This is a genomic window from Algibacter sp. (assembly GCF_039977455.1).
In the GTDB taxonomy this organism is placed as follows: Bacteria; Bacteroidota; Bacteroidia; order Flavobacteriales; family Flavobacteriaceae; genus Algibacter_B.
The window spans coordinates 15,562-31,096 of sequence record NZ_JBDWDG010000006.1 but is presented as its reverse complement, the minus strand read 5'-3'; the positions used below and the strand labels follow the sequence as shown (position 1 = coordinate 31,096).

Annotated in this window: 9 protein-coding genes; all 9 read right to left on the bottom strand. The window is 34.1% G+C overall.

Annotated features, from left to right (window positions below; genetic code table 11):
• Window positions 1-10 precede the first annotated feature (10 nt).
• The gene (locus tag ABJM36_RS00940; protein ID WP_348448231.1) at window positions 11-1,546 is read right to left on the bottom strand and encodes a sulfatase-like hydrolase/transferase; all 1,536 of its coding nucleotides are present in this window, start codon (window positions 1,544-1,546) and stop codon (window positions 11-13) included.
• 49 nt (window positions 1,547-1,595) lie between these two features.
• A complete protein-coding gene (locus ABJM36_RS00935) occupies window positions 1,596-3,899 on the bottom strand; it encodes a DUF5703 domain-containing protein (RefSeq protein ID WP_348448229.1) in 2,304 nt (767 codons plus the stop codon).
• Between the two features lie 36 nt (window positions 3,900-3,935).
• Window positions 3,936-5,558 (bottom strand): sulfatase, encoded by a 1,623-nt coding sequence (locus tag ABJM36_RS00930; RefSeq protein ID WP_348448227.1) that lies wholly within the window; start codon window positions 5,556-5,558, stop codon window positions 3,936-3,938.
• 7 nt (window positions 5,559-5,565) lie between these two features.
• The gene (locus ABJM36_RS00925; RefSeq protein WP_348448225.1) at window positions 5,566-7,380 is read right to left on the bottom strand and encodes a sodium:solute symporter family protein; all 1,815 of its coding nucleotides are present in this window, start codon (window positions 7,378-7,380) and stop codon (window positions 5,566-5,568) included.
• A gap of 196 nt (window positions 7,381-7,576) precedes the next feature.
• Complete coding sequence (locus ABJM36_RS00920) at window positions 7,577-8,767, bottom strand: PNGase F N-terminal domain-containing protein (protein ID WP_348448223.1); 1,191 nt, start codon at window positions 8,765-8,767, stop codon at window positions 7,577-7,579.
• Window positions 8,764-10,983, bottom strand: coding sequence for a GH92 family glycosyl hydrolase (locus tag ABJM36_RS00915; RefSeq protein WP_348448221.1), 2,220 nt, complete (start codon window positions 10,981-10,983; stop codon window positions 8,764-8,766). Before ABJM36_RS00915 ends, ABJM36_RS00920 begins: the two co-directional genes overlap by 4 nt.
• A gap of 27 nt (window positions 10,984-11,010) precedes the next feature.
• Complete coding sequence (locus ABJM36_RS00910) at window positions 11,011-13,344, bottom strand: family 20 glycosylhydrolase (RefSeq protein WP_348448219.1); 2,334 nt, start codon at window positions 13,342-13,344, stop codon at window positions 11,011-11,013.
• Window positions 13,345-13,411: 67 nt separating this feature from the next.
• Window positions 13,412-14,413 (bottom strand): N(4)-(beta-N-acetylglucosaminyl)-L-asparaginase, encoded by a 1,002-nt coding sequence (locus ABJM36_RS00905; RefSeq protein ID WP_348448217.1) that lies wholly within the window; start codon window positions 14,411-14,413, stop codon window positions 13,412-13,414.
• Window positions 14,414-14,417: 4 nt separating this feature from the next.
• Window positions 14,418-15,530 carry a family 10 glycosylhydrolase gene (locus tag ABJM36_RS00900; protein ID WP_348448215.1) on the bottom strand — a complete coding sequence of 371 codons (1,113 nt, stop codon included), beginning with the start codon at window positions 15,528-15,530 and terminating at the stop codon, window positions 14,418-14,420.
• Window positions 15,531-15,535: the final 5 nt, after the last annotated feature.

The window sequence follows — 15,535 nt, the reverse complement described above, 5'->3', positions numbered from 1 at the left end:
GGTGTTTTTGTTATTTTTTAGTTTTGAAATTATAAGCCTCTTGGTTATCAAAAAGTCCGAATTCTCTTTTAGATAAATCTGCTTTATCACCACTTTCCTTAATCAGTTTTTGTAATTCTAATTTTAATTCTTCTTTAATATTATTATAATTTTCATCTTCAATAAGATTTACAAGCTCCCAAGGATCATTTTTTAAATTGAATAATTGATATTTATAATCATCATGCTTAGCACTCACAATTAGTTTAAAATCACCTTTACGCACTGCTCTGTGCCCACCGTAATTATTAACTTTTGGCTTATAATCTTCTCCTGGCCAAGAATTATAGGCATAAAGCATACTTTCTCTGACTTGGTCTTTTTCACCTTTAATTACTGGTGTTAAATCTTCTGTTTGGATAGATTCAGGAATATCTAATCCTGTTAAACCACAAAGCGTAGGGAAAATATCGTGTAAATAAGCAAACGCACTATTTTTTTGATTTTTAGGAATATTTGGCCCAACAAAAACCATTGGTACGCTTACACTATGCTCGTAAACATTTTGTTTTCCTAATAAACCATGCTGACCTAATGCTAAACCATTATCTCCAGCTAAAACAATAATAGTATTATCTGCTTTCCCAGAATCTTTTAATGCTTTCAACACCCTGCCAATTTGTACATCGGTAGCAGTTATCATCGCATAATAATCTGAAATTTCTTTTTGAACAATAGCTTCAGTTCTTGGAAACGGAGCTAACACCTCATCTCTAATATGATCGTCGGCAATTTCAAATGGATGCTGAGCCATAAAATTTTCTGGTAATGCTATATTCTCTGCAGGATACATATCATGAAATTCTTGTGGTGCTGTACGAGGATCGTGTGGTGCTGTAAATGCAACATACATTAAAAATGGATCTTCCTTTTTATAAGAATCGATAAAACCAACCGCAGCATCTGCAAAAACTTCACTACTAAATTTATTATCATCTTTATATCCTTCAGACCATCCTGTTTCAGGAGTATAATCTTTTACTTTTGTACCAAAATGCCTTGTCATTCCTCCTAAAAAAGCAGACTTAACAAAACTAAATCCACGCTCTATCCATGGTTCGCCATTATGTTGTTTTCCTGTTGCAAAGGTTGTGTACCCATTAGATTTAAAATATTCTGGAAACGTTAGTTTATCACTTTTACCTTTTTCATCTTTTGGAAAAGCAAATTGTGCATATACGTTAGGCTCTATGTTAAAATAATGACGCCCCGTCATTAACATTGCTCTACTTGGTGAACATACAGCCGCCGTAGTAGCTCCTAAAATATATGAATTTGTAAACGAGGTTCCGTTTTCAACAAGTTGATCCATATTTGGAGTTTGAACGTTGTATTTGTCCATCGCACCAATAGTACCACCTCTTTGATCGTCTGTAAATAAGAAAAGTATATTTGGTTTTTTAATTTCTTCGTGTGCCGTTTCTTTTTTTGCCTCCTCCTTACACGCATTAATACTTACAAAAAGTATTAATAAAACAAATTTAATTAGGCTTTTAGTATTACTCATGTTTATTAATTTGATCTTTTATATTGTTTATAATAAGGCTAATCTATAATTACTTTGTTTTCCAAATTTCAGGCTTTGGAACTTCTAATTTCTGGCCTATAAAAACATCTTTCTTACGACTTGCAGGCGTTACCTTTAAGCTTTTAATTTCACCATTAATTATTTCACCTTCAACAAGCGTATTTCTTTTAGCATAAAGTTTAAACTCGCCGCCCCAATTTTTTGGAAAAGCAGGCAGCAACACTATTTTATCTTCTACATTTTGTAAAATCATACGCTGTAATGCTGTTGCAGCAACCGATGAATGTTGAACATCGGGAGTCCCATCATGCGTAGACATAAAAAAACCAGGATAACGTTGTTCTGGAACTGGTCTATATAACGCCCATGTTACCTCTTTTTGAACTGAATCCGTTAAACCAACCATGGCTGCCATAATGGCTTCTGGATGCCAACCACCACGAATATAACCTGGTGCCCATTTTGGATTTTCGCCTCCAACATCATCAACCAAAGTGGTTCTATTTTTATAAGTGTCTTGCGCCATTTTTAAATCGGGCAAACCAACACCATATAAATGATATGGAAATACAGCATATAATTCGGCTACTTCTACATTTGCTTTTTTAGATTTTATAACTTCCGCATTAGCTAAAATTTTAATACCATTCCTATCTCTTGTTGGAATTTCTGGAACTCGTGTTAATAATGCCTTCCAATACGTTCTATCTACTTCTGTTGTTAAATGCTCCGGTAGTTTTAATAAACGTTGTAATACAGATTTTAATCCTGCTATAAATGGCATAGGATTATCTGCCTTTCTAAATGATTCTAAAACATGCACATCTGGGAAATATAATTTGCCATCTTTATGTGGCCAATGCACGTCGAAAAACTTAACTATTTCTGAGGCAAATGGTATAAATTCTTTTTTAGCAAAATCTTCATCTAACGTATAATCATAACGCTCCGATAAATACCAAGCCACTTCTAAACCTGCATTCCAATGTGTTCGGTGCCATTGCGATTGTTGTTGCCCTGGCTCTAACCCTTTTCTATCTACACCATAAACCCCTGGAGCTATAACTCCCCAAAGTGTTGTAGACTCTCTTATTACAGTTCCTTCGTGACCAAAAACGGTATTAGAATGTTCTTTCATTAAATCAAAACCTCTCATGTAAGTATTTATAAAAGGATCTGTATATTTAAACTGTCCCGCTGCATTCATAGAGTAAAACGGCAAACGCACATTTTGATGCAGCATTAAATTACCCCAAGAACGGTGGTCTTTATCTTTAAAATGTTTTATACCTGTATGATTACGTTGTAGAACTTCATTTAAATCTGGAGCAAACATAGAGCCGTTCCATATTATTGGAAATTCACCTTCTCCTGCCATAGCATTTAGGTACATGGTATAAGCATAGCCAGCACTTGTTTGTTTCGCTTCTTTAAACCCTGTTAGCTGAATGTAACTACTTTTCCAGAAGTTATTCCACCAAGTGGTATGGGCTTTCCAATTGGCATTTAGGTTTTCTTTTGTTAAAGATGATTTTTTTATTTCTTGAATCCAATTATCAGCAGTTTCGGTACGTTTATTAAGTGTATAAATTTTTAAATGATTACACTTTCCTGCTTTTGACATCATTGTTGTATCTGATGTATTCGACATTTTATCGCCTACTACCATAGCACCAAAAGTTCGATTTTCTAAAACATTATCTAGATTTTCAGTCTTTGGAATTTCTAAAGCTTTAATGGTCCAATCAAAAGCTTTAGTCGATTCGTTTCTATGATACCATGTAATAGCCTTTTCATTATTATCAACAATAACATCGGGAGATTCCGTAATACCATCAGGAATACCTTTTAGGTTGGTTTCATTAATAATTTTAGCTTCATCTCTCCAATTATGAAGTTTTACATCGAGCTTAAATTTTGAATCAGAATCATTTTCAACATGAATAACATTGTTATTTTTGTCAATCCATATTTTAGATTTAAACCCATTTTCACCCTCTAAGTAAATTGCTGCTTCGCTTAAAATTAAATCCTGTTTGAATGTCGTATTAAATGGATTTGGAGATACCTTAATTTCGACATCTCCTAATTTTAATAGTCGGTGAGCCTCAGACCACGCATCAATATGTCTAACAGAAATCCAGATATTACCGTTTTCTAGAACAGAAATTAAAGCTCCGGTTGTCCCGTTACCTAGAGGCATCGCATCTGATGCTATTTTACTCTTCTCGGTCCATGAAACATTATACTGATTTACAGATATATCTTGACTGTATAGTTTTATTGATATTAAAAATATACCTACGAAAACACCTGTTAATTTTAATTTCATATCGAGTAGTCTTACGTTTTTAGCTTTATTTTATTTTTAGTGTTTTTTAATTCCTTTTTTAGACAAGTACTTATCTAAATTTTCTTGGTTTAAAGCATCGCTATCACCATACTTTGTTCTCATCTTTTCAAGTTGCTTATGCATCTCTTCTTTTACTGAAGCATATTCCGAAGCCTCGTATACGTTATTCATTTCTGTAGGGTCTTTTTCTAAATCGTATAATTCCCATTGATCAATATCATAATAAAAATGAATTAACTTATACTTATCGGTTCTAACACCGTAGTGACGTTTTACTTTGTGTTCTGCAGGATATTCGTAAAAGGTATAATAAATAGCATCTCGCCATTCGCTAGCTTCTCCATTTACCAATTTTCTTAACGATTCTCCTTGAATGGATTCATCTATTTCTACACCTGCATAATCTAAAAATGTTGGTGCAAAGTCAATATTTTGAACTAACTCATCAATTACTGTTCCTGGTTTAATTTCTTTAGGATATTTCATTAAAATTGGTGTTCTAAAAGATTCTTCATACATGAAGCGTTTATCGAACCAACCATGTTCTCCTAGGTAAAAACCTTGATCTGAAGTATAAACAACAATCGTGTTTTCTTCTAAACCATTTTCTTTTAAGTAATCTAAAACTTGCCCAACACCATCATCTACAGATTGAATTGTTCTTAGATAATCGTGCATGTATCTATTATATTTCCAAATGGCTAAATCTTTACCTTTTAAATTTTTCGATTTAAAATCAGCAATAATAGGTTCATAATAAGCATCCCAAGCGGCTTTTTGCTCATTGGTCATCCTATCATATTTCTTTTGGAACATTCCTCTATATTGCGTTTTAAGCTCACCTTCTTTATCCAACATTTTTAAATCGTAAACCAAGTCCATGTCCTTATAGATGCTCATTTCTTGACCTGCTGCTGCTGGCCTACCTTTATAATCATCAAAGAAATTTGACGGAGGATTAAAAGTTACACTATCCATTAAAGTTAAATATTTCTCTTCTGGCATCCATGTTCTATGAGGTGCTTTTTGATGATACATTAGCATAAACGGCTTGTCTTTATCTCGCTTAGAGTCTAACCAGTTTAAAGCAAGATCTGTAGTTACATGTGTTATGTAACCTGGATAGGTTTTCTTCTCACCATTTTCAATAAATTCTGGAGAATAGTATTGCCCTTGTCCAGGAAGTACATTTGAATAATTAAAACCTTGTGGTAACCCATCTAAATGTATTTTACCTACTAATGCTGTTTCATATCCGTTTTTTTGCAAGGCTTTAGCAAAATTATCTTGATCCCAGTTAAAAGCATGAATATTATCTACTTTACCATTTTTAAAACTATGTTTACCGGTAAGCATTGCGGCTCTACTTGGTGCGCATATTGAGTTGTTTACGAAACCTCGATTAAAAATTGCGCCTTCTTTTGCTATTCTATCAATGTTTGGTGTGTTATTTAAACCATGACCATAAGCACTAATAGCTTGGTAAGCATGATCGTCGCTCATTATAAAAACAATATTTGGTTTTTTAGCAACTTCTACTTCTTCTTTAGTTTCATTTTTACAACCATTAAAAAGCAATACCACACAAAGCAATGCGCTTAAAAAAGTTCCTTTATTTTGATTAAGAATTTGCATCATTATAGTTTTATAGAATGTTTGTTTTAATTTTCTTCCAAGTTTGTTTTAACAGCAGTCCTGATACTATTGCTAAAATGGTAATAGCTATAGCATAAGTATAATCGCCATAAATCCAATATCCTGTTGCAAACATGCAGCTATAAATTAATACACATCCTAAAAGCATAGCCAAAATCCCTGAAGGCACACTCCAAGATTCATTTGTATCTTTTATATTGATATTTTCGGCTTCGGCTTCCTTTACTATCTTTTCCCAACCTGGACCACCTGGTTGAATCTTTTTATAAAAACCTTGTAAAACAGTTTTGCTTTCTGGAGCTGTCATAAACGTGGCTGCCAACCATATAATTGTAGTGACCAACACCACAAATGGATACTGTAAATAATCTTCAAACACACCAGTTTCTGAATCGAATAAGAAAGCGCCTAATGGTGTAAGTTTCAATAATATTGAAATTATACCTGAAGCAAACATGGCTGTTATTTCACTCCAAGCATTAATTCTCCACCAGAACCAACGTAAAATAAATATAAGGCCTGTTCCCGCTCCAAATACTAATAGCAATTCAAATAATTGTAACGCATTTTGTAACAACAATGCTAAAACGGCACTAAAAACCATAAGTACGATGGTTGAAAGCCTACCTACTGCTACTAACTTTTTTTCTGATGCATTTGGGTTTATTTGTTGTTTGTAGAAATCGAAAACAATATAGGATGATCCCCAATTTAATTGTGTTGAAATCGTACTCATATAAGCCGCAATTAAAGATGCTAATACTAAGCCTAATAATCCGCTTGGTAATTTAGTTAACATTGCTGAGTATGCTAAATCGTGCCCTAGCTTATCATCTGCAATATTAGGAAACGCTTCTTGTATACTTGCTAAATCTGGAAAAACAACTAAAGATGCCAAAGCTACCAAAATCCATGGCCAAGGACGTAAAGCATAGTGCATAATATTAAAAAAGAACGTGGCTCCAATAGCATGATTTTCATCTTTAGCAGCTAACATACGTTGCGCAATATAACCACCACCGCCAGGTTCTGCTCCTGGATACCATGAGCTCCACCACTGCACTGCCAAAGGAATAATAAATAACGTTATTAAGGCGTTTTTATTACTAAAATCTGGTAAGATTGAGAGTTTATCAGCTACATTTTCGTTTGCCATTACTGCTTGAATTCCACCAACCTCAGGAAGGTTTACCAAATAATAAGCAGCGCCTATTGCACCACCCATAGCCACGAAAAATAAAATAAAATCGGTATAAACAACTCCCTTAAAACCACCAAGGGCACTAAAAGCCACCGTAATAACTCCTGCGCTAATTACAGTTTGCCAAGGCTCTAAACCCAACATAATACCACCTATTTTTATGGCTGCTAAGGTTACAGCCGACATGGTTATTATATTAAAAATAACCCCTAAATAAATAGCTCTAAACTTTCTTAAAAAGCTCGCTGGTTTACCTCCGTATCTAAATTCGTAAAACTCTATATCGGTATTTACATTAGATTTTCTCCAAAGTTTAGCATACACAAATACGGTAAGAAGTCCGGTTATTAAGAATGCCCACCATACCCAGTTTCCAGATACGCCGTTTGTTCTTACAATGTCGGTTACTAAATTTGGTGTATCGGTAGAAAAGGTTGTTGCTACCATCGATACCCCTAATAACCACCAGGGCATTGTTTTACCTGATAAAAAAAACTCAGATGAATTTTTACCAGCTTTTTTTGAAACAATTATTCCGATGGATAATGTTATGGTAAAAAATAAAATTATTAAGAAGTAATCTAAAGTACTTAAGGACACCATAGGCTTGATATTTTTATTGGTTTAGAAATGAATTCTAAATAGTTATGAAAGGAGAAATCTGTTAAAAAAACTCCTTTCAGATAACTATTTATTAAAACAAAACTAACTATAAATGAAAAGATAAATTAAATAACAAAATCTTTTTAACAAAAATTAGTTCGACCAATAACAAATCTGAAAAGGTGTTGGTATGGTATTATTCTTCTTCGTAAGTAATATATGCAGAAACCAACCAATGATTTGCTTTACCTTCCTCTGCTTTAGTTGCAGGAATACTTATTTTTAAGTGGTGTTTACCAGCAACCAAATTACCTAATGTTACTTCAAAAGGCTCTACTTTAGAACCTGGACACCAATTAGATCTTGAAAGATCGGAAGACGCTAAACGTTCTTTAATTTCGATTAACTCTCTTTGTTTGGTTTCCCTATTCCTTGTATACGTTGAATCTTTACGTATCCAAACGCCAGAATGTGGATTAAATCTTCTAAAAGAAGCACAATCATCGCGCCAAGGAATAGTATCTATAACTAATTCATTATTAAAATAAACACTATTCTTAATTTTAATAAACTCATCGCCACCACTATGTCCGCCATGTCCAGTTGTGATGTAGTGTAACTTGACATTTTTGATGTTTTTATCCACACTAAACTCATAATTTAAAGGTTTTTCAGCAAAAAAGTGAGGTAAGCCTTGCCCTTTAACATAGTTTAAGGCGTTTACTAAAGGCATTGCTTTTTGTTTCTTTTTTGCGCGTCCGGAATAACTTAAGCTTAAATCTATTTTATAGCCTTCCTTAACCCAACAATCGATGAAAACACCTATATAAAAGGTTCCAGTAGTTACGTCTTCTAAATGCGAAATATCCTGATTCCAAACTACTTCTTTTTCCCATTTTGGAATGTATACAGGCCTTCTATATTTTACTTTATTATCACTATAGTGACCTACTCCAAATGGCGTCATAAAACGTAATAACTCTAAAGGAGCTTTATAATTTTCCGTTGATAAAACACCACCGTGTTTTTCACTCATATAAGAGCCTTTAGGGAATTTTGCAGCCCCTTTTGAAGCGTCAATAATTGATATTAGTTCTGGATTGGTTATTACAAAACAAGATCCTGATTTATCCCATTTATCACCATTAGATTTTAATATGAGTTTCAAATTAACATCGGTACCTTCAGAAAAAACAGGAACAGTAACTTTTTTTAAAACTACCCTACCGCCCTGAAGCCTTATGACCTCGGGATCTATATTTGTACTATCAGGTTTGCCAAAATTAATTAACTGATCTGTAAATACTTTTTTCTCTAGCCCCGTTTGAGCACATAAAGAAGATTGGCTAATTGCCAATATTAATAAAATTAATAGGCTTCTTTTCATTTCAAATTTATATTTAATACTGCTCCTTTTACTAAGTCGGAATGATCTACAAAGTAACTTTTATGAGTTTTACCGTTTAGCTGAATATTATTTATTTTACCGTCCACATTACCAGTTTTGGTAATAATTAATTGAGTTCCTTTATAATAAGTTTTATCTAACTGAATAGTCACTTTGTCAAACATGGGTGCCGTAATTGTATAAAAAGGCTCGCCTGGAGAAATAGGGTAAATCCCCATCATACTATAAATTAACCAAGCAGACATGGTTCCGGTATCATCATTCCCTGGCAATCCATCGGGTGTGTTTTTAAAATATTCTGCAACTAATTTTCTCACCATATTTTGACTCCTCCATTCTTCTCCCTTTGCATAATTAAACAAATAAGGATAGCCAATATCTGGTTCGTTTGCCATGTCAAATTGATTCGAATCAAATACTTGCTGAAGTTGCTTGGTAAAGCTACTACTACCGCCCATTAACTTCATTAAACCTTTAGTATCATGCGTAACCATAAAAGCATATTGCCATGCATTACCCTCTATAAAACCAATATTTTTGGTGAAATTTGCACCAGCCAAGGGATCGAAAGGTTCATACCAAGAGCCATCGGGTTTTTTAGGCCTTAATAGTTTTAAATTGTTATCGTATAAATTTCTATAGGTTATGGATTGTTTAATAAAGCGTTTATAATCGGCTTTCTTACCCAATCGTTTTGCTAACAACGCTATGGCGTAATCGCTAATATTATACTCTTGTGTGGTTGAAACCGAACCGCTATTTTTAGTTGTTAAATATCCATTAGACACATACTCTTTTATTCCTGGGCGTAAAGGGTTATTTTCTAATTGTGTAGCACTTTTTCGCATAGCTTCATAAGCCTTTTCAATATCGAAATCGTGAATCCCTTTTAAATAAGTATCTGCTAAAACAATTCCTGCTGGGTCTCCTACCATAGTTGTGGTTTCGGTAGCATTTAATTCCCATTTTGGTAACCAACCACTTTCATTGTAAATACTTAACATGCTTTTTACCATGTTAGATTGTTGTTTTGGGTACACTAGAGACATTAAGGCATGTAAGTTTCTGTAGGTATCCCAAAATGAAAAAACAGTAAACCGGGTACCATCTGTTTTTAAAGTTTCTCGTGTTGCCATACTTGGATATTCCCCATTGAAATCATTTAAAGTATTTGGATGAATTAACGTATGATACAAAGCGGTATAAAAAATGGTTTTATGATCTTCTGATCCTCCTTCAACCTTAATTTTAGACAATTGATTATTCCAATCCAATTTGGTTTTATTATATACGTCTTCAAAGGAAGCATTCAAGGTCTCTTTTTCTAAATTCTCTCTTGCATTTTCAATACTTACGTAAGAGACACCAATTTTAACTTCTACAGCAGTTTGCTTTTCAAAATCATAACTAAAATAGCTCCCAATACTATCGCCTACAACGTCTTTTCTATAGCCTTCCATTATTCGGGTTTCACCATTGTATGGCATCCATTTTGCTTCTTCACCGGTATAAGCTTTTGGTTTTTTCCAAACTCCAAAACGAGCAGCAGGTTCACTAAATTTAGCCACAAAATATACAGGATAAGCTTCTTCTGGTTTATAATAGCAAAACGACCCTACACTTCGCATACCTTCGATTTCGGTTGGCGACACAATTTTTAACGAAGCGCCTTCCTCATTAGTTAACCCTAAACCTAGGTTTAATAAAATATTAGATTTTCCTTTAGGAAAAGTATATCGCGAAACTCCAGTTCTTAGTGATGCTGTAGTTTCCACGTTTATATTATACTTTTCTAATTTGGTACTATAATAACCAGCCTTAGCGACTTCATTGGTATAAGTACTCCCATATTTTAAATGATTAGTTTCTAATTCGCCCGTAGTTGGCATTAATAAAATAACTCCTAAATCTGGACAACCTACACCACTTAAATTAACATGAGAAAAGCCCGTTAAAAATGTATTTTCTTTAACATACGGGTTGGATAACCATCGACTATCCTTCTCTAATGTATTTTGTTTGCCTGCAACATTAAACGGCGATACACTTACCATGCCTCTAGGTGCAATAGCTCCAGGATTGGTAGCTCCAAAATTTGAAGTACCAATAAATGGGTTTACAAATTTAGTTAGTTCTTGAGCCTGACTAATTAATTGGCTAGATAATAAGCATATTAAAAAAAACTTGATTTTCATTATATAAAGTTAGTGCTTAATTTAAGGTTAATCTATTAAAATTTCATCTACAAAAATCCATCCTTCGCCACGTTCTCTAACCTTTTCGTTTAAGCTAATTTTTACTTTTACAAACCTTGCATTATGAGATTCAAGGTCTATGACAAACGACTTAAGTTCTGATTCTGTATTTGGTAAGTAAGCTCTATTAATTGTGTTTTGAATTGTAAAATCCTTTCCGTTTGTGGAAGTCCATACTTCTATTTTTGTAGGATAAAAAATTGCATTACCTTGGTTTTCCATACTACCAATAGTCACTAGATTAATAGTTTTTTCGGTCTCCAAATCGATAGTAATTTCTGCATTTTTATTTAACCAAGCCTGCCATCTGCCGTCTCGAAAATTCTTAGATCCCCGCAGCGTATTGACTAAATTAAATGCTCCCGAACCTTGATATCTATCATGATAATTAGATGCATAATGGACTCTACTAGATACTGCATTATGAAACTTAATGGTATCCTTAAAAATAATACCCACAGGTTTATCATTTTTAAACAATGAGGCATTAACAGTTGTAGTTTTATCAATAACGATAGGTGATAAAAATGGTACTGCATTAGTATTTAAATCTTCTCCATTTAAAGTATATCTAATATCAGATTCTGGAAACTCATTGTATAAAACTAATGACACTGTTTTATTTTCAGGATTAGATTTTACTTTAGATGTAACTAAATAAGCACTTTTAGCATAATTAACACCAAGGTATTCAAAACGCTTAAACATACTAGGTATACGATTTGAAAAATCGTTCCAATTCCTTGATTTTTTAGTGCTCCAAACAGTTTCTGCTAGAGCTGTTAACCTAGGAAATATCATATACTGTGAATGTGATTCGGTGGGAATATGTTCTGCCCATACGTTTGCTTGCCCTCCCAATACATGGTTTGCTTCAGCCTCTGTCATGGTATCAACCACGGGATCAAATTGATACACCTTACTTAGGGTTGTAACTGGTCCTGCTGCAACTGGTTCGTATTTTGGTGTTCCTTGATAATAATCAAAATAGCAAAAGCCAGTAGGGGTCATAATAACATCATGACCTTGTGCTGCCGCCTCAAGACCACCCTTAAAACCACGCCAACTCATAACTGTAGCATCTGGAGCAAGGCCACCTTCTAAAATTTCATCCCAACCAATAAGCTTTTTCCCTTTAGAATTAATAAATTTCTCTATTCGTTTTACAAAATAGCTTTGTAATTCTTCCACATCATGAAGCCCTTCATCCTTAATTCGTTTTGCGCAATGCTTGCAAGTTTCCCAATTGGTTTTTGTGGCTTCATCTCCACCAATATGAATATATTTGGAAGGAAATATATCCATAACTTCGCTTAAAACATCTTCTAAAAAATGAAACGTATGTTCTTTACCAGCGCAATAAATATCTGTTATGGGCCACAAAGCCCCAGACGGTATGCCAATTGGTTTTTCGAAACATGACAATTCCGGATAAGCGGCAATAGCACTTGAAACATGGGCTGGCATTTCAATTTCTGGAACAACATCAACACCTCTAGACTGTGCATGAGCTACTATTTCTTTTAATTCTTCTTGGGTCAAAAAACCACCATAAGTTCCTTTTTCATCAGGATTATTTTTTGTTCTAGAAGCCCAAGGTACGTCCTCTTGGTCCACTCGCCATGCGCCCACCTCGGTTAGCTTTGGGTATTTTTTTATTTCAATGCGCCACCCATGATCATCCACCAAATGAAGATGCAATACATTCATTTTAAGTAAAGCAATGGCATCAATGGTTTCTAAAACGTAATTTTTATCGAAAAAATGTCTCGATAAATCTAGCATTAATCCACGCCATTTAAAACGCGGACCGTCTTCTATTTGCACACTAGGAATTTCCCAAATTACTTGTGTTACCTTTTCTTTACTTTCAATTGCTGGAGGTAATAGTTGACGAAGAGATTGCACAGCATATAGGAATCCCGAATTGTCTGAAGCTTCAATATTAATAGCTGTTTTACTAACGTTTAACAGGTAAGATTCCGCTTTTAAAGCTTTATTAAATTTAAACTCTAAATAATTGTTTTTAGGTGACTTGGTGGTAAACTGTAAATCCCAATTTGCAACCGTTTTAAACTTTTCAATTAATATATTTGCTACTACTTTTTCAGCTTCATTTGAAACAACAAACTTAGTATCTTCATTAAATTTAAAAGCACCAGAATTTAATTGTAATTTTTCAACCTTCGGGATAATTTTAATGTCCGATTCCTTATAAATCTTATCAGCTTTTACTGCACATGAATTCAGAAAAAAAACAAATCCTAATAAAATGATATATGGTATAAATCTATTTGTCATAATTATATAATATTCTTTCTCTTAAATTCTTAGTGTTGAAAAAATTTAAAGCTATTATAAAAAAGCTTTACAATTTAGATGCCGCTTTTTCCATTCGATTGCCCTTTTCATCATCGAAAACAGCATAATTAAAACCAGGCCTTACACTATAACCGCCATGTTCTCCTTGCTTATTTACCGCAATGAAACCAACTTGAAGATATTCCATATCCTTATGGTTTTTATGCTTATTGTAAATACGCTCTGTAATTTCTTTACAGGCCTCATTTGGCGATTTTCCTTGTCGCATTAACTCGACCACCATAGCGCTTCCTGCTGTTCTTACAACAGCCTCACCAAGTCCGGTTGCTGCCGCTGCACCTACCTCGTTATCTAAAAAAAGACCAGCTCCAATAATTGGAGAATCTCCTACACGACCATGCATTTTCCATGCAGCTCCGCTAGTGGTACATCCGCCAGACAAATTTCCTTCTTTATCTAAAACCAACATACTAATAGTATCGTGGTTTTCTATATTTATTACGGGTTTATATTTTGAATCTTCTAACCATTTTCGCCAACGTTTTTCGGCCTTTTCAGTTAATAAATTCTCTTCTTTAAAGCCTTCTGATAATGCAAATTGCAAGGCTCCTTTTCCTGTAAGCATCACATGAGGTGTGTTTTCTAAAACCTTTTGTGCAACCGCAATAGGGTGCTTAATACTTTGTAAAAAGGATACAGCACCACAATCGCTATGGTGATTCATGATACAGGCATCTAGCGTTACTTTACCTTCTCTATCTGGTAATCCACCATAGCCAACACTTGCCACATTTGGATCGGCTTCGGATATTCCAACACCAGATACAATGGCATTTAAAGCTGAAGTTCCTTTTTTTAATTGCCTCCAAGCTTCTTCATTTGCCGCTAACCCGTGGCGCCATGTAGAAATAATTAATGGTTTTTTGGGGGAAGTGACTGTTGCTAATGGTGTTTTATTTGTTTTAGAAGATTGATCGCAATTAAACACAGTTGTTATTCCAACTGTACCTATTGCCGCTTTTTTTAAAAACCTTCTTCTACTAGACATCTTTTTATTTTTTTGAATTCTTAATTACCTTAAATTGCTCATCTGTCATAGCATAATCATCAAAAAACGCCACACCTTTCGCGCCATTGTCTTTAGCTAATTGAATGGCCAACTTTAAATCGTTAGGAGTTAATTTAGGTGTAAATAATCCGGTATGTAATTCTGTTGGTTTCCCTTCTAAATCTTCGACACCTTGTTTTGTTGCATAGCCTATCCAATCTAATTCTTCATTATAAAAATTATAATAAATCATGGGTAATACGATATCTACATTCCATTTATCCCAACGCTGGCGCACCATATGATCTGCCATTTCTGGATAGGGAAATACGGCCGCACTTAATTTTTTATTGTGCTTATGCACGACACTGTAAGCTTCATTAACCAATGATTTAATTTCATTTAAACGAAAATTTTTCCATTCGATATCTATAGCTGGATTTTCCATTTCTCTAGGATCCTTATGATGAAGTGCTATAAATTTTTCGACACTAGCATCAGAATAATCGAAATCGTAATCTGGCAATTCTTCTTCTTGTTTTAAATTATATTTAGGAAGTAATCCTATTGGTAAATACACATCTGGATAACGTATATAATCTAAATGTACACTTGCAACACCTTCTACTTTTGCTAAACCTTCTACTAGACTTAAAATATGCTTTCTAGCATCTGGATGGCTTGGTGATAACCATTGATAATAACCAACATAAGGTCTTTCGTCTTTGTTAAAACAGGATTTCCCACTACGGCTAACCATATACCATTCTGGGTGTTTTAAAGCCACAGTATCCCCTGGTCTATTGGTAGTAAACATCCAAGCATGAACTTCTAATCCAGATTTTTTTGCTAAAGGTGTAAGTCGTTTTAACAAACCAGGATCGGCCCCTGTGTTTAAAAGAACAGCATCGAAACCATTGCTTTTTAATTTATTAAAATGTGCTGAATAAGCGGAATCTGATTTTTTATGACCCACCGTCATCCAACTCCAATATTTAAAATTGGTTTGCTTGTTATCTATTTCTTTAGCTGTTGGTTGTAATTGAGATTTATCCTTGGTATTACAAGATACCAATTGAACTAAAACCACAAAAAACAATACTTTAAACACTCTCATATGCA